This is a genomic window from Gymnodinialimonas mytili (assembly GCF_037544085.1).
Lineage (GTDB): Bacteria > Pseudomonadota > Alphaproteobacteria > Rhodobacterales > Rhodobacteraceae > Gymnodinialimonas > Gymnodinialimonas mytili.
Window position 1 is genome coordinate 466,214 of the sequence record NZ_JBBIFW010000002.1, and the last position, 25,084, is coordinate 491,297.

Annotated in this window: 21 protein-coding genes; 5 read left to right on the plus strand and 16 right to left on the minus strand. The window is 63.6% G+C overall.

Annotated features, from left to right (window positions below; all coding sequences use genetic code 11):
- Positions 1-125: 125 nt before the first annotated feature.
- Complete coding sequence (locus V8J82_RS11740) at positions 126-1,538, minus strand: YcjX family GTP-binding protein (RefSeq protein WP_339976034.1); 1,413 nt, start codon at positions 1,536-1,538, stop codon at positions 126-128.
- Positions 1,539-1,641: 103 nt separating this feature from the next.
- Between V8J82_RS11740 and truA the strand changes: the two genes are divergently transcribed.
- The 4 genes from truA to V8J82_RS11760 all read left to right on the plus strand — a co-directional run bounded on the left by truA (position 1,642) and on the right by V8J82_RS11760 (position 8,050).
- Positions 1,642-2,436: a tRNA pseudouridine(38-40) synthase TruA gene (truA, locus tag V8J82_RS11745; protein WP_339975492.1), complete on the plus strand. Its 795-nt coding sequence runs from the start codon at positions 1,642-1,644 to the stop codon at positions 2,434-2,436.
- A gap of 3 nt (positions 2,437-2,439) precedes the next feature.
- Entirely contained in the window at positions 2,440-4,593 is a 2,154-nt protein-coding gene (gene selD / locus V8J82_RS11750) for a selenide, water dikinase SelD (RefSeq protein ID WP_339975494.1), read from the plus strand.
- Between the two features lie 69 nt (positions 4,594-4,662).
- Positions 4,663-6,960 carry a xanthine dehydrogenase family protein molybdopterin-binding subunit gene (locus V8J82_RS11755; protein ID WP_339975496.1) on the plus strand — a complete coding sequence of 766 codons (2,298 nt, stop codon included), beginning with the start codon at positions 4,663-4,665 and terminating at the stop codon, positions 6,958-6,960.
- The gene (locus tag V8J82_RS11760) at positions 6,947-8,050 is read left to right on the plus strand and encodes a T6SS phospholipase effector Tle1-like catalytic domain-containing protein (RefSeq protein ID WP_339975498.1); all 1,104 of its coding nucleotides are present in this window, start codon (positions 6,947-6,949) and stop codon (positions 8,048-8,050) included. Before V8J82_RS11755 ends, V8J82_RS11760 begins: the two co-directional genes overlap by 14 nt.
- 105 nt (positions 8,051-8,155) lie before the next feature.
- On the opposite strand, the gene hrpB is transcribed toward V8J82_RS11760, so the two are convergent.
- Positions 8,156-10,549 carry an ATP-dependent helicase HrpB gene (hrpB, locus tag V8J82_RS11765; protein WP_339975500.1) on the minus strand — a complete coding sequence of 798 codons (2,394 nt, stop codon included), beginning with the start codon at positions 10,547-10,549 and terminating at the stop codon, positions 8,156-8,158.
- A gap of 96 nt (positions 10,550-10,645) precedes the next feature.
- Between hrpB and meaB the strand changes: the two genes are divergently transcribed.
- A complete protein-coding gene (meaB, locus tag V8J82_RS11770; protein ID WP_339975502.1) occupies positions 10,646-11,614 on the plus strand; it encodes a methylmalonyl Co-A mutase-associated GTPase MeaB in 969 nt (322 codons plus the stop codon).
- Here meaB and V8J82_RS11775 read toward each other — a convergent pair.
- The 14 genes from V8J82_RS11775 to V8J82_RS11840 form a co-directional block, all read right to left on the minus strand.
- Positions 11,611-12,132: a DUF4166 domain-containing protein gene (locus tag V8J82_RS11775; RefSeq protein WP_339975504.1), complete on the minus strand. Its 522-nt coding sequence runs from the start codon at positions 12,130-12,132 to the stop codon at positions 11,611-11,613. The genes meaB and V8J82_RS11775 overlap by 4 nt on opposite strands.
- Positions 12,132-12,593 (minus strand): thiol-disulfide oxidoreductase DCC family protein, encoded by a 462-nt coding sequence (locus tag V8J82_RS11780; protein ID WP_339975506.1) that lies wholly within the window; start codon positions 12,591-12,593, stop codon positions 12,132-12,134. Before V8J82_RS11780 ends, V8J82_RS11775 begins: the two co-directional genes overlap by 1 nt.
- A 62-nt stretch (positions 12,594-12,655) precedes the next feature.
- Positions 12,656-12,925, minus strand: a complete 270-nt coding sequence (locus tag V8J82_RS11785) for an HlyU family transcriptional regulator (RefSeq protein WP_339975509.1) — start codon at positions 12,923-12,925, stop codon at positions 12,656-12,658.
- A 4-nt stretch (positions 12,926-12,929) separates the two neighbouring features.
- Positions 12,930-13,289 carry a YigZ family protein gene (locus tag V8J82_RS11790; protein WP_439650066.1) on the minus strand — a complete coding sequence of 120 codons (360 nt, stop codon included), beginning with the start codon at positions 13,287-13,289 and terminating at the stop codon, positions 12,930-12,932.
- Between the two features lie 387 nt (positions 13,290-13,676).
- Positions 13,677-14,249, minus strand: a complete 573-nt coding sequence (locus V8J82_RS11795; protein WP_339975511.1) for a hypothetical protein — start codon at positions 14,247-14,249, stop codon at positions 13,677-13,679.
- A gap of 9 nt (positions 14,250-14,258) precedes the next feature.
- Positions 14,259-16,256: an RNA polymerase sigma factor RpoD gene (gene rpoD / locus V8J82_RS11800; protein ID WP_339975513.1), complete on the minus strand. Its 1,998-nt coding sequence runs from the start codon at positions 16,254-16,256 to the stop codon at positions 14,259-14,261.
- Positions 16,257-16,349: 93 nt separating this feature from the next.
- A complete protein-coding gene (gene dnaG / locus V8J82_RS11805; protein ID WP_339975515.1) occupies positions 16,350-18,281 on the minus strand; it encodes a DNA primase in 1,932 nt (643 codons plus the stop codon).
- A gap of 101 nt (positions 18,282-18,382) precedes the next feature.
- Positions 18,383-18,925, minus strand: a complete 543-nt coding sequence (locus V8J82_RS11810; RefSeq protein ID WP_339975517.1) for a sarcosine oxidase subunit gamma — start codon at positions 18,923-18,925, stop codon at positions 18,383-18,385.
- Positions 18,918-21,842 (minus strand): sarcosine oxidase subunit alpha family protein, encoded by a 2,925-nt coding sequence (locus V8J82_RS11815; protein ID WP_339975519.1) that lies wholly within the window; start codon positions 21,840-21,842, stop codon positions 18,918-18,920. Before V8J82_RS11815 ends, V8J82_RS11810 begins: the two co-directional genes overlap by 8 nt.
- Positions 21,832-22,101, minus strand: a complete 270-nt coding sequence (locus tag V8J82_RS11820) for a sarcosine oxidase subunit delta (protein ID WP_339975521.1) — start codon at positions 22,099-22,101, stop codon at positions 21,832-21,834. Before V8J82_RS11820 ends, V8J82_RS11815 begins: the two co-directional genes overlap by 11 nt.
- On the minus strand, positions 22,098-22,607 hold the full coding sequence (locus tag V8J82_RS11825) for a hypothetical protein (RefSeq protein WP_339975523.1): 510 nt from the start codon (positions 22,605-22,607) through the stop codon (positions 22,098-22,100). The genes V8J82_RS11820 and V8J82_RS11825 overlap by 4 nt, the downstream gene beginning before the upstream one ends.
- The gene (locus tag V8J82_RS11830) at positions 22,570-23,823 is read right to left on the minus strand and encodes a sarcosine oxidase subunit beta family protein (RefSeq protein WP_339975525.1); all 1,254 of its coding nucleotides are present in this window, start codon (positions 23,821-23,823) and stop codon (positions 22,570-22,572) included. Before V8J82_RS11830 ends, V8J82_RS11825 begins: the two co-directional genes overlap by 38 nt.
- A gap of 110 nt (positions 23,824-23,933) precedes the next feature.
- A complete protein-coding gene (locus V8J82_RS11835; RefSeq protein ID WP_339975527.1) occupies positions 23,934-24,524 on the minus strand; it encodes a TadE/TadG family type IV pilus assembly protein in 591 nt (196 codons plus the stop codon).
- Positions 24,521-25,078: a TadE/TadG family type IV pilus assembly protein gene (locus V8J82_RS11840; RefSeq protein ID WP_339975529.1), complete on the minus strand. Its 558-nt coding sequence runs from the start codon at positions 25,076-25,078 to the stop codon at positions 24,521-24,523. The genes V8J82_RS11835 and V8J82_RS11840 overlap by 4 nt, the downstream gene beginning before the upstream one ends.
- Between the last annotated feature and the right edge of the window lie 6 nt (positions 25,079-25,084).

The following is a 25,084-nucleotide window of genomic DNA, read 5'->3' on the forward strand; positions in this document are numbered from 1 at the left end:
GCGGGGCAGGGCGCAATACATCGGCACAGGCTCAGTTTCCCAAGATCTCCCGTGATGCGCGGCGGGCGCCCGAGCCGCAGGCGAGGGCGCCCGCCCCCCGGCGATGCCGAAGGCAGCGCAATCCCTCATCTCAGCTTGTCCCCGATCAAGAATTCCGCCGCCCGGTCGAGCCTGATATGCGGCGGGCCTTCCCCGGTCCGCAGCGAGAGCGGCGCCGGGGCAAAGCGCATCACATCGAAATCCGCGTCCAACCAGGCCTCCGCCCCCTCCCGCGCGGGCGACAGCAGAATACCGGGATCGCTGGGCAAATCGCCGGGATGCAGGGCGGCCTGTTTGCCGCTATCCAACAACGTCCCGCGCACCACACCCAGATCGCGGCCATTCACCCGCCGTGTCTCTTCGATTGTCGCGCGCAGGGCTGCGATGGCCATGGCTTGGGTCTCCGCCCCCGAAAAATCCGCGCGGCGGCGCGCATCGGTGACCAGCGCCGCCATGATGGCCTGCAATTGCCCATGGTGTTCGTGGTGCACATGATCGGCTTTGGTCGCGGCAAACAGGATCTTGTCGACCCGTTTGCCCAGAATTGCGGTCAGGAAGGAGTTTCGCCCCGGGCGGAACGGCCCCAGGATATGGGCCAGAGCCTGGCGCAAATCTTCCAAGGCGGGCGGGCCGGCATGGATCGCGCCCAAGGCGTCGACCAAGACCACCTGTCGGTCGATCCGCGCAAAATGTTCGCGGAAGAACGGTTTGACGACCTGCGCCTTGTAGGCTTCGAACCGGCGTGCGCATTCGCGTGCCAGCGATCCGCGTCCCGCGGCGGAGGGCGGCAGCGGCGCAAAGGTCAAAGCGGGCGAGCCGTCCAGATCACCCGGCAACAGGAAGCGCCCGGGCGTGCAATCGCTGTAGCCCGCCGCCCGCGCCGCTTGCAGATAGGCGGTCCAGGCGCGGGCCAGATCGGCGGCTTGGGTTTCCGACAATTTCCCGGCCGGATCGACAGAATCCAGCGCGGCCAGATAGGCGCCGCCTTCCGCGCGGCGCGTAGCGCGGGCCAGCGCCTCGGCCGACCACGCCTCAAAACTCTGGTCCAGAAGGCCCAAATCCAACAGCCATTCGCCGGGATAATCCACGATATCCAGGTGGACCGTGCGCGGTCCTTGCAGGCCCGACAGCAACCCGCGGGGCCGGACCCGCAGCGACAGACGCAACTCACTGATTGTCCGCGTGCTTTCGGGCCAAGAGGGCGTGACGCCGGTCATCGTGGCCAGATGCGATTCGAAGTCAAAGCGCGGCACCGTGTCATCGGGCTGCGGCTGAAGAAACGCCGCTTCGATCCGACCCGCCCCGGCGGCTTCCAGGCCGGACATGCGGCCCCGGTCCAGCAGATTGGCGACCAGAGAGGTGATGAACACCGTCTTGCCCGACCGCGCCAGGCCCGTGACACCCAGCCGGATCACCGGCTCGAAGAAGGTTTCCGACACGGCATCCGTCACACCCTCGATCCCCCGTCCCAGGGTGTCTGCAATGGCTCCGATCACCAAGGGGGTATCCTCTCGCGCTTGTGACCTGTTGAGAATAGGCATTCGCCTCAAAGGTTTCGAGGGCTGATTGCCGGGGAAAGCTGGATGGGTTAGCCCCCTTGCCATGCCACGTTACGCAATCAGGATCGAATATCACGGCGCGCCCTTCGCGGGGTGGCAGCGTCAGGCCGACGTGCCCTCGGTGCAGGCCGCTGTCGAGGCGGCGCTGGCGCGGTTGGAGCCCGACGTGCCGTCCATCACCGCGGCGGGACGCACCGATGCGGGCGTGCATGCGTTGGGGCAGGTGGCCAGCGTCGATCTGGCCAAGACTTGGACGCCGTTCCGCCTGGCCGAGGCGCTGAACTGGCACCTGAAACCGGCCCCCGTCGCGATCACGGCCTGCGCCCAGGTCTCCGAAGACTTCCACGCGCGTTTCTCTGCGATCAGCCGCAGTTATACCTACAAAGTGATGTGCCGCCGCGCGCCTTTGGTTCACAATGCCGGTCAGGCCTGGGCGCTGCGCCATGATCTGGATGCCGACGCCATGGCCGAAGGTGCGCGGCACTTGATCGGCAAACACGATTTCACCACCTTCCGCGCAGCTTTGTGCCAGGCGAAGTCGCCCGTCAAAACCCTGGACGAGATCCGGGTCGAGGCGCGCACAACCCCGGCGGGGCGCGAGATCCTGTTCCATCTGCACGCGCGGTCTTTCCTGCACAATCAGGTCCGCTCGATTGTCGGCACGCTTGAACGGGTCGGCACGGGCGCCTGGGCACCGGAGGATGTGGCGCGCGCGCTGGCTGCCGCTGACCGATCCGCCTGCGGGCCCGTTGCCCCGCCAGAAGGACTTTATCTGACGCGTGTTGGATATCCCGAAGATCCGTTTCACGGCGGATGGCGCGACATTTCCGAGGAGTGAGTGATGCACAGCCCCGTCCCCCTGGTGAGCGAATTGGTCTTTGTCGGCGGCGGCCATACCCATGCGCTGGTTCTGCGCAAATGGGGCATGCGCCCGGTGCCCGGCGTGCGGGTGACATTGATCAATCCCGGTCCAACCGCGCCCTATTCGGGCATGTTGCCAGGGCATCTGGCGGGGCATTACACACGTGACGCGTTGGATATCGATCTGGTGCGCTTGGCGCGGTTCGCGGATGCGCGGCTGATTGTGGATCATGCCGTGGCCCTGGACCCCGCCGCCAAACAGGTGAGGCTGAGAAGCGGGCGGCTTATTCCTTATGATCTGCTGTCGATGGATATCGGTATCACTGCCAAGATGCCGCGCCTGCCGGGTTTTGCCGAACATGGCATCGCGGCCAAACCGTTGGGCCGCTTTGCCGATCAATGGGCCGAGATCTGCGCAGGTGCGGGGGATCTGAAGATCGCCATCCTGGGCGGCGGTGTTGCCGGATGCGAAGTCGCCATGGCGGCTGTGCACCGGATGAACGCGCTGGGGCGCAACGTTGACGTGTCGATCATCGATCGTGGGGAAATCCTGTCGAACGTGGTGCCATCGGCGCGGTCGCGGATGCTGGCGGCCCTGCATCGTCACGGGGTTCAGCGGATCGAGGCTGCGACCCCTGCGGCTGTCGAGGCCGATGCCGTCGTGTTGGAAGACGGACGGCGCATCGCCTCTGACCTGACCATTGGCACGGCGGGCGCGACGCCCCAGGCCTGGGTCGCCGAGAGCGGCTTGCCCTGCCGCGATGGATATCTGGAGGTGGACGAGTATCTGCGTTCCACCGCCGATCCGACGATCTATGCGGCTGGCGATTGCGCGCATATCCTCCATGATCCGCGACCCAAGGCGGGCGTCTATGCGGTTCGGGCCGCGCCGGTCCTGGCCCATAACCTCCGCGCGGATTTGACGGGCCGACAAAGGCGCGCCTTCCGGCCGCAGAAGGATTTCCTGAAGCTGATTTCGCTGGGTGAGAAACGGGCCATTGCCGAAAAATCGGGCCTGTCCGCAGAAGGCGATGCCTTGTGGCGTTGGAAAAACAGCATCGATCAGACGTTCATGGATCAGTTCCGCCATCTGCCAGCGATGCCGCAACCGGGGGTGCCCCAGGACGCGGCCAAGGGGGTGGCGACCGCCATGTCGGGCCCCGTGCCCTGCGGCGGGTGTGGCGCCAAGTTGCCCCAGGAGGCGCTGTCGCCTGTTCTGGGCCGGGCATTGGGCGCGGCGCGACAGGATGTGGCGCTGGTGCCGGGTGACGATGCCGCGGTGATCGGCACGGGCAAGACCCGGCACGTGATCAGCACCGACCATCTGCGGGCCTTCGCAGGCGATCCGGCGCTGGTGGCGCGGGTTGCGGCCATTCATGCTTTGGGCGATATCTGGGCGATGGGCGCCGCGCCCCAGGCGGCGCTGGCCCAGATCACGCTGCCGCGGCTTGCGGTGAACATGCAGGCGGCCTGGCTGGACGAGATCATGGCGGCCGCGGGCGCGGTTTTTGCCGAGGCAGGCGCGGCGGTCGCAGGTGGGCATTCGGCGATGGGGGCAGAGTTGAGCATCGGGTTCACCGTGACCGGAACCTGTGCCGCGCCGATCACGCTGCAGGGCGCGCAGGCGGGCGATGCCCTGATCCTGACCAAACCAATCGGCACCGGTGTCATCCTGGCCGCTGAAATGCGCGCGCAGGCCCCGGGCGCGGATGTGCTGGCCTGCTGGAACAGCATGGCGCACGGGTCGGGCGAGGCGTCGGCGGTTTTGGCGCCGGTCGCCCATGCGATGACCGATGTGACAGGCTTTGGCCTGGCGGGGCATCTGGCCAATCTCTGTGCGGCCTCAGATGTCGGTGCAGACATCACTTTGGCCGATATCCCGCTACTCGATGGCGCCTGGCCGCTGGCCAAACAATGCGTCCGCTCGACCCTTTGGGCGGCCAACATTGCCGCGACGGCGACCAAGGTCGAGGTGCCGGAAACGCCGCGGGGCGATCTGATGTTCGACCCACAGACTGCCGGTGGCCTGCTGGCGGCCATCCCCGACAACGCCGTGGAGGCCGTGTTGACACGGGTGCCTGGCGCGGTTCGGATCGGCACGGTGGCGGCGGGGCCGCAGATCCGCATCGCCTAACCCTCTGGACAATGGGCGCAGGCCCCCTAGTCTCCGCCGCAACGAACCCCATCACAAAGGTGCGCGCCCATGTCGAAATTCGGCTCCAGCCAACCCGTCACTCGGGTTGAAGACACGCGGTTTCTGACCGGAACCGGATCTTATGTGGACGATTTGGCACCGGAGGGCGCGCTGTTCGGCTATGTCCTGCGCTCGCCGATGGCGCATGGCACGCTCGGCGCGTTGGACGTGGCGGAGGCGCGGCAGGCGCCTGGGGTGCATGCGGTGATCACAGCCGCCGATCTGGCCGCGCAAGGTTTGACCAACGGGATGCGCTTTTCGACGGTAAAAAACCGCGACGGGTCGAAAGGCAATGCAGCGCCGCGCACGATCCTGGCCGAGGGGCGCGTGCGCTTTGTCGGCGATCCGTTGGCCTTCATCGTCGCCGACAGCCTGGCGCAGGCCAAGGATGCCGCCGAGCTTATCGAGGTCGATATCGACGAATTGCCGGTGAAGCTGGACCTCGCGCCTGGCGGGCCGGTGATCCATGACAGTGCGCCCGACAATATCGCCTACGATTGGGGCAAGGGCGATGAGGCGGGCACCGATGCCGCCCTGGCCGAGGCGGCCCATGTGGTGACCCTGACAACCCACGACAACCGCGTCATCGTCAACAGCCTGGAGCCGCGCGGCGCCTATGCCGAAGCCGAGGGTGAGCGGTTGCATGTGGCGGTGAATGGCCAAGGGGTTTGGGGCACCAAGAAGGATGTCGCCAAATGGCTGGGCCTTGATGCCGAGGCGGTGCGGGTCACCAACCCGGACGTGGGCGGTGGGTTTGGCATGAAGGCGATGGGCTATCCCGAGCAGCTTTTGGTGGCGCTGGCCTGCCGGATGACCGGACGCCCGGTTCGCTGGATGGGAGAGCGCACGGAATCTATGCTGTCTGACAATGCGGGACGGGATCTGGATGTAACCTGCACGCTGGGGTTTGATGCCGATCACAGGATCACCGCCTATAAGGTGGACAGCCTGTCTAATATGGGCGGCTACAATTCGGAATTCGGTCAGGGCATCCAGTCGGATCTGTTCTCACGCGTGCTGACGGGCCCCTATGACATCCCGGTCACAACGTTCCGCAATCGCGGGATCTTCACCAATACGACCCAGGTCGACGCCTATCGCGGGGCCGGGCGGCCCGAGGCGATCTATGCGCTGGAACGGGTCATGGATTTCGCCGCGCGGGAATTGGGCGTGGATCCGCTGGAGTTGCGCCGGAAGAACTTCATCCGGCCCGATGCGTTCCCCTATACCTCCCCGATGGGGGAGCTTTACGATGTGGGCGAGTTCGACCGTGTCCTGACCCGTGCAGAGACCGAAGCCGATTTGGCAGGTTTCGCCGCACGCCGCGCCGCGTCGGAGGCCAAGGGCCAATTCCGCGGTCTGGGCGTGGCCTATTACATCGAAAGCATTCTGGGCGATCCGGCGGAAACCGCGATCATCGAATTGAATGAGGCGGGCGCGACGCTTTATGTCGGCACCCAGTCCAACGGCCAGGGGCATGAAACGGTCTATCGCCAGATCCTGCATGATCAGACCGGTTTGCCGTTTGATCAAATCGAGATCGTGCAGGGCGACAGCGACCGGATCGCCAAGGGCGGGGGCACCGGCGGTTCACGCTCGGTCACAACCCAGGGAACCGCGATGCGGGCCACGGCGGATGTGCTAATCTCGGGGCTGATGGCTTTTCTGGAAGACGATATGGACAGCCGCGACATGAGCTTCGATGTCGAAGAGGGGGTGTTCCGCGCCCCGGGCTCGAATGTCGTGGTGACGCTGCTGGAAGCCGCTGCGCGCGCCGCCGAGTCAGGACGGGCCGATCTGGCACGGGCGTCGGAAACGACCGAGCTTGACGGTCGCTCTTTCCCCAATGGGTGCCATATCGCCGAGGTTGAGATCGACCGCGAGACCGGGAATACCCGCGTGGACTGTTACACGGTTGTGGACGATTTCGGGGTGCTGATGAACCCGGTTCTGGCCGAAGGGCAGGTCCATGGCGGTGTCGCGCAGGGCATCGGCCAGGCGATCAGCGAGCGGGTTGTTTACGACGAAAACGGGCAGCTTCTGACGGCCACCTTCATGGATTACGGAATGCCACGCGCCTCGGACACGCCTTTTGTGGCCTTCTACACCGAGGAAATCCCCTCGACGGCGAACCCGCTTGGCATGAAAGGCTGCGGCGAGGCGGGTACGGTCGGTGCGTTGGGGGCGGTCGCCAATGCGGTGCAAGATGCGCTGTGGCCCGTGGGGATACGTCAGGTGGATATGCCGTTCACCCCGTCGCGGGTTTGGCAGATGCTAGAGGATGCAAGGGCGATTGCTGCGGAATAGGAGCATATGGGCGCGTCTGCTGCAGGGCTTTCGCGGCGATCTGACGCCGGAGCCCCAAAGCGATGCGCCCTGCACCCATGTCGTGCTGCTCGACGGCACGATGTCGTCGCTGAACCCGGGATGCGAGACCAATATCGGCCAGACCTACAACCTGCTGGCCGAATTGCCGCCCGAGGCGGGTGTCCATGTCCATTACGAGCCCGGTATCCAGTGGCGCGGGCTGCGCCACGCCCATGAGGTGATGGCGGGGATCGGGATTAATCGTCAGATCCGGCGCGCCTACCGGTTTCTGGTAAAGGGCTATAAGCCGGGCGACCGCATCGTGTTGATGGGCTATTCGCGCGGCGCCTATGCGGTGCGGTCCTTGGCCGGGCTGATTGACCGCATGGGGCTGATGCGGCGTGCGCATTTGAACGACGACACGCTGGAGGAGCTCTATACGCTCTACCGCGAGGCGCCGGGCAGCCCGCGAGCAGCATATCTGACGGATCAATGGTGCGACCGCGATGTGCCGATCACGTTTCTGGGCGTCTATGACACCGTGCGCGCCTTGGGCATGCGCTGGCCCGTGGTATGGCGGATCCTGCCGCCGCCGCACCCGTATCACAACCACGCGCTTGGCGCTGGCGTGGAGGTCGCGCGGCAGGCCCTGGCGATGGACGAGACCCGTGTCGCCTATGCGCCGGTGCTGTGGGATACGACCTATGCGGGGCCAGGCCAGGATGTGGTGCAGATGTGGTTTCGCGGCAGTCACGGCGATATCGGCGGGCAGATCGATATGCGCTTTGCGGTCCGTCCGCGGGCCAATATCTCGCTTCGGTGGATGCTGGACGAGGCGGAGACCTGTGGCCTGACTTTGCCCGAGGGCTGGGCAGCGCGGTTTGAAATGGATGTCGATGCGCCCTCGGTTGGGACGTTTCGGCGGTTCGGAAAGCTATTCTGGGCGCGACGCAAGCGCCGCATCGGTCACGATGCATCGGAGGTGATCCACAATACGGCGCAGGATTGGGCCGAAGCGCGCGGGGTTGTCGCGCCATCCGAGAGTGCAGGGATTGCGCCGGCTGCGCCGTCGCCCGGCGCCGCCCGCTGACGCGCGCGGCGGGCAAATTTTCTCACGAAAATCTGAGCGCTGGTGTCGATGGATCACGATCTTGGTGCACTCTACGCGATTGGGGAGGTTGACCTAGTGGGGCATTCAACGCCCGCGCGGCTTGGCGCGGAGGGTCGGATCGGCCTCTCGCGGATCTTCGGGCCAGGGATGTTTGGGATAAGCGGCGCGCATATCCTTGCGAACATCGGCGTAGGAGCCATCCCAAAAGCCCGGCAGATCCTGCGTGACTTGAACGGGTCGCTGCGCAGGCGAGAGCAACACCATCCGCAGGGGCAGCCTATCGGGTCCGACGCGCGGATGCTCCCGCGTGCCGAACACCTCCTGCAACCGCAGGCTCACCTCTGGCACATCGCCCGCATAATCGATGGCGGCCCGGCGCCCCAAAGGTGTCTCCCAGGCCTCCGGCGCCAGGCGGTTGACCTCTTGCAACAACGACCATCCCAGCCACGCTTCCAAGGCTGGTGCAGGATCAAACCGGGTGAAGTCGGCGGCGGTTTTCGCACCTGACAGGTACGGCGCCGCCCAATCGGGGAGCGCCTCCAACAGAGCGGTGTCGGACATGTCCGCCAGGCCGGAAAACCGCACCCGTTCGCGCAAGAGGCGCGCGCGTTTGGACCAGCCGAGCGCGTCGAGCCCCAGATCGCGGATCCCCGCCAAGGCGCCCTCGATCAGCGCATGATCCGGCGCGTCGCGCCATAGGCGATCATCGAGCACCAAGGCGCCCAAGACCTCCTGTCGTCGCACAATCACCCGGCGGTCACGCTTCGACCAGGTGCAGATCTCGCGCCAGATCATGCGGTCGTCATAAAGATCGCGCAACTCGGCCTCGGTGATCTCAACGGCGGCGCGAATGCGCGCCTCGCGCGGGTTGCCGTCCAGATCGGTTGCCACGATCAGCCGGGCGCCCGCCAGGCCGTCGCCTTCTGGCATCACGGCGCCCTTGCCGCCGGACAGCACATAGCGTGGTTGATCGCCCGCGCGGCGCAATCCGATCCGGTCGGGATAGGCGAGGGCGGCTTGCGCGCCGGGGCTGCGACGTGGGCCGCGTTCATAGCGGCGCAAGCGTTTGGCTTCAGTGCGGATGCGGGCAAAGGCAGGGGACGTGTCGTGCTTCAAAGCCCCCAGGCGCCGCCTGAGATCTACCCCTTGGCCGCGCAGCGGGTCGCGATCCGATAGCATAGCGGCCAGGTCGGACGCCCCCGGCCCGCCATGCGACAGCATATGGGCCAATCGTGGATGTAGCGGCATATTGGCCAGCTGGCGCCCGTGATCGGTGATGGCGCCGCGCGAGTCCAACGCCCCCAGATCCGCCAGCAGGGCCCGCGCTTCGGCCAGGGCAGCGGCGGGCGGTGCCGTCAGAAAGGCCAGACCCTCGGCACTGCCCCATTGCGCCAATTCCAAGGCGAGGCCGGTCAAATCGGCGGCCTCGATCTCGGCGGGCGGAAAGGCGGGCAGGGCGCCCTCGGCCCCTTTGGTCCAGGCGCGATAGCACAACCCCTCGGCCACGCGGCCCGCGCGTCCGCGCCGTTGATCGGCCTCGGCCCGGCTGACCGGTTCCGTCACCAGGCGCGTCATGCCGGAACCCGGATCAAACCGCGCGCGCCGGGCGCGACCGCCATCGACCACAATCCGGATGTCTTCGATGGTCAGTGAGGTCTCGGCGATGGCGGTGGCTAGAACCAATTTGCGGCCTTGTGCCTCGGGGCGGATCGCGGCGCGCTGATCACTCAGCGGCATTGCACCGTAGAGCGGGCGAAGATGCACATCGGCGGGCAAGCGTCCGGCCAGCGCGTTTGCCGTGCGCCGGATCTCCCCTTCGCCGGGTAGAAAGACAAGGCACCCTCCTGTGGCCGCCTCCAGTGCGGTCAGGGTCAGGTCGGCGACCACCTGTTCCAAGCGCGCTTCGCGGCGGGGTGGTGTATCAAGCCAGCAGGTTTCGATCGGGAAGGCGCGGCCCTCCGAAGTGATCACGGGGGCCTCGTCCAACATGGCTGCCACCGGCGCGGCATCGAGCGTGGCGGACATGACGACCAGCCACAGATCCGCGCGCAATGCGCCGCGCAGCTCCCAGGTCAGGGCCAGGCCCAGATCGGCGTTCAGAGAGCGTTCGTGGAATTCGTCGAAGATGACGGCGCCGACACCCGGCAGATCCGGATCGCGCTGGATCATGCGGGTCAGGATGCCTTCGGTGACCACTTCAATCCGCGTCTCGGGTCCGACGGAGGCATCTCCGCGGATGCGGTAGCCGACGGTCTGCCCAACCTGTTCACCCAGCGTTTTGGCCATACGATCTGCCGCGGTGCGCGCGGCCAGGCGGCGCGGTTCCAGCATCAGAATACGCCCCTCGATCTCGGGCAGCAGAGCCAGCGGCACACGCGTGGTTTTGCCCGCCCCAGGGGGGGCCTGCAACACAGCGCGTCCGGCGCCGCGCAACGCGTCGATCAGTTGAGGCAGGCTGGCGTCAATGGGCAGTTCCATGGTCAGGGGCGTAGGTTGCGCAAGCCGTGGCGTCAACGGCTGGACACCGGGCGCCGGGCGGGGTCAATTGGCGCGACACATGGCGGAGCAGCGGCAATGGATGATCTGGCGAAACGGATAGCGGCGGGGGATCGGCGGGCGCTGGCGCGGGCCGTGACCCTGGTGGAAAGCACCCGCGCCGATCATCGTGGGCAGGCCACCGCGCTGCTGGAAAAGCTGCGCGGGACCGGGCGCCAGGCGCTGCGGATCGGCCTGTCGGGCACACCGGGTGTGGGCAAATCCACCTTCATCGAGGCGTTCGGCATGAAGCTGACGGAAGCCGGACTGAAGGTCGCTGTTTTGGCGGTGGATCCCTCGTCCGCACGGTCGGGCGGGTCGATCCTGGGCGACAAGACACGGATGGAGCGGTTGAGCCGCGCACCGGGCGCATTCATCCGGCCGTCACCCTCCTCAGCCGCTTTGGGCGGGGTCGCGCGCCGCACCCGCGAGGCGGTGGCTCTGTGCGAGGCGGCCGGGTTCGACGTGGTTCTGATCGAAACGGTGGGCGTCGGCCAGTCCGAGACGATGGTGGCGCAGATGTGCGACCTGTTCGTCTTGCTGCTGGCCCCCGCGGGCGGGGACGAATTGCAGGGCGTGAAACGCGGCATCATGGAGATGGCCGACCTGATCCTGATCAACAAGGCGGATGGCGATCTGAAGGCCACGGCCACGCGCACGGTGGCCGATTACGCGGGCGCTTTACGTCTGCTGCGCAAACGGCCCCAAGACCCCGAGGATTTCCCGAAGGCCTTGGCCGTGTCGGCGGTGGAAGGCGGCGGGCTGGATACAGCCTGGGACGAGATGCAGGCACTGGCGGCCTGGCGCAAGGATCAGACCTGGTGGGATCGCGCGCGCGCCGCGCAGGCCGCGCATTGGTTCCGCGAAGAGGTCCAGAACGGCCTTTTGGCGCGGTTGCATGAGGATGCCGACATCCGGTCGATGATGGGCGCTTTGGCCGATGAGGTGGCGGCTGGTGCGCAGACCCCGGATGCCGCCGCTGCCGCGGTGTTGGATAAGCTGCGTTAAACAGGCGCCATTTGACCACGATAGCGGATCACAAGGCCGAGCCCGCGCAGGCTGGCATGGACGTCAAAACCGATCTGGCCCTCCTCCGTCACCCACTCGATCCCCTCACAGCTTCTGAGCACGCCACGGGGCAAGGGCAGGCCAAATGCGTTCAGTCCGACGATCGGGATGTGCAATTGCCCATCGCGTGGCGCAGGCGCCATCAGGAACGTGCTGCCACCGACCTGTTCGGCGACAATGCCGGGTGCGTGCAGCCATTGGCGCGAGGCGGTGAGATGCCCGTCGAACTCCCGCTCCCATCTTTCGGTATCGCCGTCGCGCAAGATGCGGAAGCCAAAGGGCATGGTTCCAGAGAAGGCGGGCATGCTGCCAGCCCTGGCCAATAGGCGGGCGGCGCTACTGCCATGGGTGACAGTCACCTCGCCACGATAATGCGGGGTGTCGGGGTGCGTGTGAAACCTCCGCAAAGGGGCGGGCAGGCTGGCAAAGGCCGCACCCATGGCGCGTTCATAAAGCATCATGCGGCCCGCACCGGGCGGTCGATAAAGCGCTCCAGCAGATCCGCATCGGGCATCATGCAGGTATCGTATCGGCCAAAGAGCGCATAGCGGTTGCGTGCGATCCGTGCATAGAGCGGGCGCTTCACGGCGGGCGGCAGGTAGCGCAAAAATGCCAGTGCCCGCCACGGCCATCCAACGGCGCGCATCGCAGCGGCGAAACTGTCGATCCCGGTATAGATGACACCGTCGATCAGGATCAGGTTGGTCTCGAACTCATCAACCGGCAGGTTCAACGCGGTATAAAGTGACGTGCCGAGATCCGATTGGGCATGGGCGAAGGAAAAGCGCTTGTCGCGGTCAAGCCGCACCATCAGGCGGAAGAACCCGGAGCACAGCACGCATTCGCCGTCGAACACGATCAGGTCGCGGCCAGTCAGCTGCGCGTGCAAAGAGGGTGGAAGATCATCGAGCCGGGGCATGTCCGTCTACACGTATGTGCGGATTGGCCTCGGTCCAGACGGGCAGGCTGCCGCAGGGCGGGCTAGTTGAAGATCGCGCTGCCCTGTTGATCGATCAGCAGTTTGGCTTTCAGGATCGAGGTGTTGCGCGCCTCATCGGCAGATTGACAGACATCGGCGCGGATCATGGTGTGGGTCTTGATCTCGCCATCGACATCCTTTTCGATCCGCGCGCAGACGCGGTGCCCCCCGCCATCGGCCATGGGTTCGGCAAAGATGCGAAAGCCGTCATATTCCTCGGCCTGAGCCTCAGGCTTTGCGCCGCCGCCGAAGAGTTTGGAGAAGATCGACATCGGTTCAGCTCCCGGTCATGTGGTCGAGATAATAGGTAACGCAATCCTGCACCCGGCGGAAGCGGTCGCCGCCCAGATGGGTGCCGCCGAACCAGCGGGTAACGATGATCAGGTGGTTCTGGAGGCCTTCGCGTTCCAGCATCCGCACGATCACCATGCCTGCCCCGGCCTCGCAGTCATCGTTCTTGAGCGGGCCTTCGGGCGTAAGGAGCGCCCAGGTGTTGTGGGTGGCCTTGGCAAATTTCTTGCTGCGCTTGAGGGTTTTGATCAGGGCGAGCGCCTCGGCCTTGGTGGTCGCAGGACCGCCTGAGACAGCGTATTTCGAGCCGCGGTCGGTGAGGATGTTATCGTGAATGGTCAGCATTTTAGGCGGGTGGTGATGGGTTTCACCCACTCTACGGGGGATGGCGCCCCCTGTCGGCATATTTCGCCTAGCAAAAGAGCCTGTCGGGGCAACGGGCGGGTTTGGCCCGCCCTTAGACAAGGCCCGCCCTACGGGTTGCGTGCGCCCGCGCCGCCCCCGGCGGCGACGAAGTCGGCGCAATCCGGGTTTGAGGTGGAGTGCAGAGACCCGCCATCGCCGGGCCTTTTGCCAAAGGCAAACCTTCGGTTTGACGGGTAGGCCCGACGATGGCGGGGCGGGCGTTGCCCGCTGTTAACCCGCTTGGGAGTTTACTGAGACGGGCCTGCTACAGCTTGCCTGGACTATCAGGCACTCGCCCGGCGGCAAAAGACCTTTGTCTCTAGCGGGTCAGCGCAATTCAATTGTATCGTAAAACTGGCCCATGCTTGTCCCCCTGCCGATCACCAGTACAGAGTCCCCAAGTTCGGCTTCAAGGAAAACTGAGTTGGGGACGTTTCTCAAGCGAACGGATATTTCGTTTGATCTAACGACGAATCCCCTTGCACGATCCGAGTAATTCAAGCCAACGACCTCATAGGTTGTGACTTGGGTCTGACCCACAACTATCGCTAAGGCCATGGGAATTGCAAAAAAGCCGACCGCTCCCCAGGACACGAAGCCAATAAAAAACATAGCGATGGACGGCAGCTGCGAAGTCGGCAATGGCGCTCTGCCGCCGTATATCAGCATTTTGGACGGTGAGTTATTGAGCCTGAATTGTTCACGCTCATGTTTGCGGATGGGTTGGCTTGCAATGCGCCAGCCCCAAGCAGCCCCAATTAATGCCAGGGGCATGGAGATACCAATTCCAAACGGCAATACCCATGAGGAATGAACCAGGAAATGCGCGTCCACTATCGAGATCTGTCGCGCAAGGAGCACCAGACCCAAACCTACGACAATCCAGAATAATGCGCGCAAGCGAGCGCTCTACTGATCTAAGAACGACCTCAGCTTCCGGCTCCGGCTCGGATGCTTCAGTTTCCGCAGGGCCTTTGCCTCGATCTGGCGGATGCGTTCGCGGGTCACGCTGAACTGCTGGCCCACTTCCTCAAGCGTGTGGTCGGTGTTCATGCCAATGCCGAAGCGCATGCGCAGGACGCGTTCTTCGCGGGGCGTGAGGGAGGCCAGGACGCGGGTTGTCGTTTCCTTCAGGTTCTCCTGAATCGCGGAATCCAGCGGCAGGACGGCGTTCTTGTCCTCGATGAAATCGCCAAGCTGTGAATCTTCCTCGTCGCCAATCGGCGTTTCGAGAGAAATCGGCTCCTTGGCGATCTTCATCACCTTGCGGACCTTTTCCAGCGGCATTTGCAGCTTATCGGCCAATTCCTCGGGCGTCGGTTCGCGACCAATTTCGTGCAGCATCTGGCGACCGGTGCGCACCAACTTGTTGATCGTCTCGATCATATGGACCGGGATGCGGATCGTGCGGGCCTGATCGGCGATGCTGCGGGTGATCGCCTGGCGGATCCACCAGGTCGCATAGGTGGAGAACTTGTAGCCGCGGCGATATTCGAACTTATCGACCGCCTTCATCAGGCCAATGTTCCCCTCCTGAATCAGATCCAGGAATTGCAACCCGCGGTTGGTGTATTTCTTCGCGATGGAAATCACGAGGCGCAGGTTGGCCTCGACCATTTCCTTCTTGGCCTGGCGTGCTTCTTTCTCGCCCTTCTGGACCTGGTTCACGATGCGGCGGAATTCCGGGATATCCAAACCGACATACTGGCCGACTTGGGCCATATCACCGCGCAGATCCTCGATCTTGTCGCGCGAGCGCTCCATCAGCGCCTGCCAGCCACGGCCAGACTTTTCGCCCATCCGATCCACCCAGGTCGGGTCCAGCTCAGCGCCGCGATATTCTTCGATGAACTCACGGCGGTTGATGCGGGCTTGGTCGGCCAGCTTCACCATCGCGCTGTCGATGGACATGATGCGGCGGTTGATCCCGTAGAGCTGGTCGACCAGCGCTTCGATCCGGTTGTTGTGCAGATGCAGCTCATTCACCAGCTCGACGATTTCCGAGCGAAGCTGCTGATAAGCGGTCTCTTCCCGGGCCGAGAAGCTGCCATCTTCATTCAGGGTCGCCGAGATCCGGCTGTCCTGCATTTCGGACAATTGGATGTAATCGGCGGCAATGCGATCCAAGGTGGCAAGCACCTGAGGCTTCAGCGCGGCTTCCATCGCGGCCAGGCTCATATTGGCCTGATCATCCTCGTCCTCATCATCATCTTTGGCGATCGGATTACCGTCCGCGTCCAGTTCCGGCTCGGCTTCGGCTTTCGGAGCCTCGGGCGCCCCGGCAACGGGCGCGGGGGCCGCGGGTTGAACCACGGGCTCATCCTCTTCGTCGCCCATCTGGCGCCCGAAGGTTGCGTCCAGATCGATCACGTCGCGCAGAAGGATATCTTCATCAAGAAGTTCATCGCGCCAGATCGTGATGGCCTGGAAGGTCAAGGGGCTTTCACAAAGCCCGGCAATCATCGTGTTGCGACCGGCCTCGATCCGCTTGGCGATGGCAATCTCGCCTTCTCGGCTGAGCAATTCGACGCTGCCCATCTCACGCAGATACATCCGCACGGGATCATCGGTGCGGTCGAGCTTCTCGGTCTCGGAGGTCGAAACGGCCACTTCGCGTGACCCGGAGGCTTCGACCACCTCGGTCGATCCGCCTTGCTTGTCGTCGCCGTCATCGGCCTCATCATCTTCGATGATGTTGATGCCCATTTCGGACAACATCGACATGACGTCTTCGATTTGTTCGGAACTGACCTGCTCAGGCGGCAGAACCGTATTGAGCTGGTCGTAGGTTATGTAGCCGCGCACGCGCGCTTCGGCGATCATTTTTTTGACGGCGGCTTGGCTCATATCGAGCCCGATTTCCTGCTCTTCGCCGTCCTGCTTACGATCGTCCGTATCTTTGGCCATTCGCTACGTCCCTTTCAGCTTGAGACCGATTCGGATGAGTCGATCCCTTGCGGTTGAAACAAACCTTAGTCCGAATCGCTGATTCGGACAGGCCTATTTCTCATGTTTCTTGCCTTGCCCTGCGGCTGAGAGCAACTGGTGGAACGCCGCGCGCGCCTGCGCGGTTTCCCCGAATTGCTCTGATCCGTCATCCCCCTTGGGGTGCAAAGCGGCGTGCTTGCCCCGCACCGCTTCATTGAGGCGAAAGGCAAGCGTTCTGTCCTCGTCGTCGGTGACCTCGCCAAGGTCTTGGGTGGCCTCGGCAAGCTCGTCCTGGATTGCGCGGGTCGCCGTCAGCTTTGCGAATTCCTCGGTCAGGCATTCTGCCGCGCGAACAGGATCGCCGTTACCCATAAGGAACGGCGTGATGCGCAGATGGCCCGTGGCCTCAAGGCTTTCAAGGGCAGGTGCCAGAGAAGATGCGGAAATTTCGTCTTTTAGGGCGATTGGGTCACGCGTGGCACTGCGCAGAAGATGCGCGGCTAGCTGCCCATGGTCGGGATCAGACGGGTTCAGACGGTCCAACTGATCTTCAAAATCGTCGATCAGATCGGGAAATCGCAGACAAGTGGCCAGGATCAGGCTTATCCGCAACGCTTCGCCGTTCAGCGCCTGGGCTTTGGTACGGGTGCTGGCCAGGGGCGCCTGCGCCTCGGCAAAGCCACGCCCGCGCCAGGCCCCTTTGCCGCGCTGCGGCCGTTGCGGACGGAACAGGGCACGGCGCAATTCGGCGATCGCATCGCCATAATGGCGACGGAGCGAGGGGTCTGTGATCCGCTTCACGGCCTCCTGCAGGCGTCGATCCAGCGCCGAGCGGCGCTCGGGACTATCAAAAACCTGTCCTTCGATTTCGCGGCGCCACAGCAGGCTGACCATGGGCTCGGCTTTGTCCAGCAGCGCCTGCATCGCGGGCGCCCCCTGCGCGCGCAGCAGATCGTCGGGGTCCTGGCCTTCGGGCAAGATCACAAAGCGCAGGCTTTTGCCCGACTCGATCAGCGGTAGGGCCAAATCGACCAACCGCATCGCTGCCCGTAACCCGGCCTTGTCACCATCCAACGCCACAATGGGCTCATCGGAAATACGCCACAGCAAGCGCAGCTGATCTTCGGTGATCGCGGTGCCAAGTGGCGCGACGGCGGCACCGAAGCCTGCCTTGGCCAGGGCGATCACATCCATGTAGCCCTCGGCCACGATCAGTGGCTGCCCCTTGCCCGCTGCCTCGCGCGCGGGCCCATGATTATAGAGCGCACGCCCCTTGTCGAAGAGCGGTGTTTCGCGAGAATTGAGGTATTTTGCCCGCGCATTGGGGTCCATCGCCCGCCCGCCAAATCCGATGCAGCGCCCGCGGGCATCGCGGATCGGAAACATGATCCGGTCGCGAAACGCGTCATAGGGCGCGCTGCCATCATCGGGTTTGCTGGCCAATCCCGCCTCGATCACCTGATCGGCGGCAAAGCCTTTGCCGGTCAGCGCCTGAAACGTCCCCTGGCGGGCATTGGGTGCAAAGCCGAATTCAAACCGATCCAGCGTGGCTTGATCCATCCCGCGCCGTTCCAGATAAGCCCGCGCCTCGGCGGCGGCCTGGGTCTTCAACTGCAGTCGAAAATGCGCAACGGCGGCTTCGGTCACCTTCGCCAGTTCAGCATTGCGGTCGGCCTTTTCCTGGGCTTGGGGGTCGCGGGCGGGCATGGGCATCCCGGCCTCGCGGGCCAGGATTTCGACGGCCTCCATGAAGCCCACATTCTCGGTTTCCTTCACGAAAGAAATTGCGTCGCCCTTCGCGTGGCAGCCGAAGCAATAGTAAAACCCCTTGCGATCCTCGACATGGAAGCTGGCGGTTTTTTCCTGGTGGAACGGGCAGGGCGCCCACATGTCGCCCTTGGCCTGGTTGGATTTGCGATTGTCCCAAATGACCTTGCGGCCCACGACCTGAGCGATCGAGGTGCGGTTGCGTAGCTCATCCAAGAATCCGGGGGGTAGGCTCATGGCGCCAATATCGGACGCGGGTGACGGGCTGTCCAGATGCGGCGGTGCAGGAAAGATGAAGGAGTCTTGATTTGGTTAAGAGATTTGTTACCACCCGGGCGCTAGCCGCCGCGTGCCGTGACCATTCGCAGGGCGCGCTCCAATTCATGCGCTGCCGTCCCGGCCATGGATCGGAACACCAATACATCATAGCGCGCGGTATCCGTTCGGATCAGCAGGCAGGTCATATGACCCAAAAGAGTGCGCGCCGCATGGCCAATGGCAAAGCGGCTGTCGCGCAGATCAATGGGCACCAACCGCGCAAGAATTTCCGCGGCCTGGACGCCGTCGACGGTGCAGACGGCCCAAGCGCTGGTCTGGTCCACCATAGCAGCCCCCGGGATCGGCGTGAGCGCGGGGCCCAGCACCAAGAACTGGCTCGGCCCGGCCCAGACCGCCCGATGTGCCGCGGTGCCGGTGGCACGGTTCGGGGTCGGAAGCGCCGTGCTGATCTGCGCGCTCAGTGCGTCCGATACCGACACATCCTGACCTTGAAGGGGCGCCAGCCAAGTGATCGCCTCGCATGTGATTTCGGTGATCGCGATGCTACCCTCCACAAGCGGCAACAGCCCATCGAAGGGTGATAGAGCCGTCAGACTAGCCACGGGCGCGCCCTCCGTCCGGGTCGAAGAAGACCGGATCACAGATCTTGACCTCTGCGGTGATCCCACGCAAATGGTCGACCATCTTCATATGGTGCCCCACGCGATCCGGGCCGTTTTGCAGAAAGCCCAAGCCGATGAAATGCCCCAAAGTCGGCGAATATCCAACCGAGGTGACGTAGCCCAAATCATTGACGCGGGTGGCCTCCGCCTCTGCCTCGAACAGATGTGCGCCAGCGGACAACTCTTTGACGGCACCCACCGGCTTGAGCGCGATCAGGCGTTCCCGATTGGGGTCCATCAGCCCTGGCCGCGTGGCCGCTGCCTTGCCGATGAAGTCTTTCTGCGTCGACAGCATCCGCTGCATGCCAATGTCGAAGGCCGTGGCGCGCCCGTAGATTTCGGCATGGGTGAGAAAGCCCTTTTCCAGCCGCAGGACGTTCAGCGCCTCCATCCCGTAGGCGCCACCGCCAAGCGCCTCTGCGCGGGCCACAAGATCGCGGTAGAGCGCGTCGCCATAGCAGGATGGCACTGCGATTTCATAGGCATGTTCGCCGGAGAAGCTGATGCGGAACAGCCGCCCCTCGATGCCATGGACCGACACCGTCCCGCATTGCATGAACGGGAAGGTCGCATCGTCAATGGGCGTGTCCAGCACAAAATTCAGCAAGTCGCGGGCGCGGGGCCCGGCAATTGAGAATTGCGCCCATTGTTCGGTGACCGATGTGAAGCGCACATCCCAATCCGGGCGCAGGCATTGCGCAACAAATTCCATATGCGCCATGACCTGTCCCGCCGCGGCGGTTGTGGTCGTTGTCACGTAGTGCCCCGCTGCCAGGCAGGCGGTTGTGCCGTCATCCATCACATGGCCGTCTTCGCGTAGCATCAGCCCGTAGCGAACGCGGCCAGGCTTCAGGGTTGAAAAGGTGTTCGTATATAAGAAATCCAGAAAGGCACCGGCATCGGGCCCGATGATCTCGATCTTGCCCAGGGTCGAGACATCGACCACTCCGACCGCATTGCGGACCATCGTAACCTCTCGGTCGCAAGATTGGCGCCAATGGGTCTCGCCCGGTGCCGGGAAATAGGACGGACGATACCAGAGCCCCGCCTCGATCATCGGTGCGCCGCGGGCGGTTGCGGCGCGGTGGGAGGTGGTCAAGCGTTCAGGCGCAAATCCCTTGCCTTGGGCGCCTGCGCCCATCGTTGCGATGGAGACCGGCGTGAAGGGCGGACGGTAGGTGGTGGTGCCCGTCTCGGCAATGCCGCGACCGGTTGCATCGGCCAGAAGGGCCAGCGCACCGATATTGGAGTTCTTGCCCTGATCCGGCGCCATGCCTTGGGTTGTGTAGCGCTTCATATGCTCGACCGACCGGAAGCCCTCTTTGGCGCTTTGCCGGACATCTTTGCTGGTCACATCATTGGCGAAGTCGAGCCAGGCGCGGCCCTTTACCTCGACCGACCAGAGCACGCTTGTGGCCCCAGCATCGTGACTTGCGCGTGGCAGGTCGGGGCGCCTTACTCGTTTCCCCAAGGCTTTAAGTGCCTGCGCGGCGGCCTCGACCCCGCCGCGCAGGCACGCCTCGGTCGAAAAGTTCCCGGCGCAGGCGCCAGCGGGGTGAAGGCCTTTGACGGCCCCGTCGGCGGGCACAAACGCACTGACGGTCGCATTCCAGATGGGCCGCGCGCCCAAGTGGCAGGTTAGATGCACATTGGGGTTCCAACCACCCGACAGCCCAAGGCAATCCGTTTCCAGTTTGAAGCTGCCGGATGCGGTGCGATAGGTCAGCTCGCGCAGGGCTTTGCGCCCCTTGGTGCCGATCACATGCGCATTGTCGATCACGCGATAATCGCCAAGCGGCGCCACGCCCGCGCGGCTGTCGAGAACCGTCACATCAAGCTGCGCATCCAGCAATTCCAACGCCGTTTTGTGGGCGTCGTCATTTGTCGTGAACAGCGTCACGTTTTGCCCCGCCGCCACGCCGAAGCGGTTCAGATAGGTTCGGATCGCGGAGGCCAGCATCACGCCAGGTCGGTCATTGTCGGGAAAGGCTATGGGCCGCTCAAGCGCTCCGGCGGCCAGTACCGCCTGGTCGGCCTGGATGCGCCAGAAGCATTCCTGGGGCAGATCCGGTGCGGCGGGCAGATGGGCGCCGACCCGTTCGACCGCGCCGAAGGTCAGGCCATCGTAGAGGCCGGTGGCCGTGGTGCGCGCCATGATCCGCACCCCGGCCTCGGCCAGAGCTTTGGTCATATCCTCCACCCAATAAGGTGCCGGGACGCCGTCAATATCCTCGCCATCGCTGAGCAATCTGCCGCCCAGTTCAGCGGCCTCGTCCAGCAAAATCACATCTGCGCCGGATTGCGCCGCCGTCAGCGCAGCCATCAAACCCGCCGGTCCGCCGCCGATCACCAGGACATCGCAAAACGCGAAAGCGCGTTCATTCTCGGCCGGATGCGCGGTTTTCGTCATCTCGCCCAGCCCCGCGGCCCGGCGGATCGCGGGTTCATAGAGCCTTTCCCAGAAGGCACGGGGCCACATGAAGGTCTTATAGTAGAACCCGGCGCTGAGGAATGGCGCGGCCAAATCGTTCACGCTGAGCACGTCATAGGCAAGCGGGCCGATATGGTTCTGGCTGCTGGTCTCAAGGCCCTTGTAGATCTCCTGCATTGTGGCGCGGACATTGGGCAGCATCCCGTCGCCGACGCCCACCTGGATCAGCGCGTTGGGCTCTTCCGATCCGGCCGTCATCACGCCGCGGGGGCGGTGGTATTTGAACGAGCGCCCGACCAGTTTCACACCGTTTGCCAGAAGCGCAGAGGCCACCGTGTCGCCCTGAAATCCTTGGATCGGAGTATCGTTGAAATGGAACCGCAAAGGCGTGTCGCGGTTCACTCGGCCTTTGCCTTCAATCCGCATCTCGCGCCTCCGAAGCCAACTGGGCGCCGCTTATCGCATGGGTCACCGTATCGCGGTCGACCACCAGCCAGGCGCCGCAGCCACCGGAATGATACCAAAGCTCGCGCGTGGCTCCGGCGGCGTTGTCGCGCAGGTGGAGAAAGTCGTTCCATGCGTCCGACCAGGTTTCACCTTCGGGCCGATCCATGCCGGTGGCATGGCCGCGTATGGTGAATTCGCGCAGGTCTCGGTCACCGCAGAGGGGGCAAGGGATCTTCATGGGTCGAGCAGTACCCCTGGTCTGGCATTTGTAATGCAGGCTTCTTCCGATGCGCGGAACAGCCGATAGGTCGTCACCGCATTCGGAGCCTCCGCCAAATCGGAGCTCGGCAGATCGGTGCGGCATGGCTCGGTTGCGATGCGCGCACCATCGGTGCGCATCAGGATGCTCGCCCCCTCATCCCGGTGCAGCCAGAGGTCGCCGCCGTCGCACAGGATGGCGCAGCGACCGTTGCGGTCACAGAGCGCGCGCTCGGTCAGGTGCCGCCCCGCAACGTCATCGCGAACGGCCTGGCCGGTTTCGCCCATCACCGCGGCGATGGTCAGGGATAGATCGTTCTCGTCAAACAGCATCCGGATCTCGGCCACACCCTGTTCGGGATGCTCGGCCAGATGCTCGGCGCTGTAATCGCGCACGAAGCAGCCCGCGGGAAAGGATTGCGCCAGCGCCAAGGAGGGCACCATCGCGCTAATGCAGATTATGCTGAGACCCCGTCGCCTCTTCATCCATCAATCCTTTTCCTGTGGTGAATCGGTCCAACCGATAGCCGGCGGCGACGTCATGCGGGCGATCGGTGGCCATAAGATCGGCAAAGCAATGTCCTGAGGCTGGCACCGCCTTGAACCCGCCATAGCACCAGCCGCAATTCAGGTAGAGCCCGTCGATATGCGTCCGGTCGATGATGGGGGAGCCATCGGGCGACATATCCATGATCCCGCCCCAGGACCGTAGCATCTTGGCCTTGCCGATCATCGGCATCAGGGTCATCCCGGCCTCCAACACATGTTCCGCCATGGGCAGGTTGCCGCGCGCGGCATAGGAGGGGTAGAAATCCAGGTCTCCGCCGAAGACGAGGCCCCCCTTGTCAGACTGGCTGATATAGAAATGGCCCATCCCGTAGGTCACGACATGGTCGATCACGGGTTTGAGCCCTTCGGTCACGAAGGCCTGGAGGACATGGCTTTCGATCGGCAGGCGCATTCCGGCCATGGCCGCGACTTGGCTGGAGCGCCCCGCGACAACGATGCCAACCTTTTTGGCGCGAATGGCGCCGCGACTGGTCTGAACACCGCGCACCTTGCCGTTTTCGATGTCGATGCCGGTGACTTCGCAATTCTGGATCAGATCGACGCCGCGCCGATCCGCACCGCGGGCATATCCCCAAGCCACCGCATCGTGACGCGCCGTGCCGCCGCGCGGATGGTAGAGCCCGCCATAGATCGGAAAGCGAGTTTGTTCATAGTCGAGATACGGAAGCATCCGCCTGACGGCGTCCCGGTCGAGCAGGATCGCATCGTCGCCTTGGTTGATCATTGCATTGCCGCGCCGCGCATAGGCGTCGCGCTGGCCATCGGAGTGGAACAGATTGATCATGCCGCGTTGGGAATGCATGACGTTGTAGTTGAGCGTGTCTTCCAGACCCTCCCACAATTTCAGCGAATGGCTGTAGAATTCCGAGTTACCGGGCAGGCCGTAATTGGCGCGCACGATGGTCGTGTTGCGCCCGATATTGCCACCACCCAGATAGCCCTTTTCCAACACAGCGACATTGGTCAGCCCATGTTCAGCCGCCAGGTAGTAGGCTGTGGACAGACCGTGGCCGCCGCCGCCGATGATCAGGATGTCATATTCGGGTTTCGGATCGGGATCGCGCCAGGCAGGGCCCCAGCCCGTATTGCCCGTCAGGCCCTGCCAGAGCACCTGAAAACCCGAATATCGCATGTCCTAGACTGCCCAATCACATCTGATCCAAGCAACAGATTAGGCAGGTGTCACGACAGAGGAAACCCCGCCCGCGACATCAGGCGGGCAGGTGGCGACGGAGCCGCATTCTAGGCGTTGCCGTCACCGTCCCCAAGCTCACCCGCATTGTTCAGGTCAGGATGGCTCCCATCCTCATGCGGGATGAACGAGGAATAGCGTGGCCGCGTCAAAGTGAAATTCGAGAATGTGACATTGTTCAAACCAATATTGAAAGCTGGATCGTATTCGATAAAGCTTTCGACAAGCACAACGCGTTCGTTGCGTTCCATATTGGGTAGTTGGTCAACGAAATTGGTCACATTTGCGCTTGCATAATCCGCCAGCGATCCTGTGCCGTGGCTCCATTCGACCACAAAGGTTCCGTCGCCGACCGAGCGGATTTCGGTCGCGCGCATCTCGATGCCGCTGGTATCACGGACCATTGCTTCGAGTAGCAGCGCCATCCGGTCAATATCACTGTCATATACCGGATCGGTTTGACGCGACAGAAGATCTGCGATGGTGAAGGTCGCTTTGATCGACGTATTGTAGACGCGGTAGGCGTCAAAATACGCAAAGCTGCCAATCCAAGCCCAAAGCAGAATGGGAAAGATGATGACCGTTTCAAATGCGACGGCGCCGTCGGATTTGGACCAAAAACGTGAAAATAGATGTTTCATGTGCCAGATTCCCGTTCTGACGGTTCATTGACGAAGATAGATGTCGCTATCATATGCAATCCGCCGGATTCGTCCCGTGCGAGGTTCAAACCGAAGGCGGAGAACCCGATAATCGGATCGACGATCAAACAGGTGCGAACCAACAGCAATTGGTTGTTTTGGGATTGCGTCTCAAATTCGTTGTCGGGCCGAATGATAAGATCGTTGCCGCGGTTGGCGCAGATTTGGTTGTTATCCGGCACATCAAATGCAACGGGCTCAATGATCTGAAGGTCAACTTCCAAAAGTTCGGTGCAATTCGGCAGGAACCTGGATTTCGCGCACAATACCTGCCGGAACTCCGCCACGTCGGTGGTCAATTCTCGCGTCAGACGCAGTTCGCGCACCGTCAGATCAAGCACCCGTTCAAGGATGATTTGACGGGTCAATATCATCGCCGATTCGAACGCGGCGATGAATACGATCATCAGCAGCGGGAATACGATGACGAGTTCCAGCGTCGCGGTCCCGCTTTCGTTGCGCAGGAACCGCCGGATGGCATAGGTCAGAGGCATGGCACA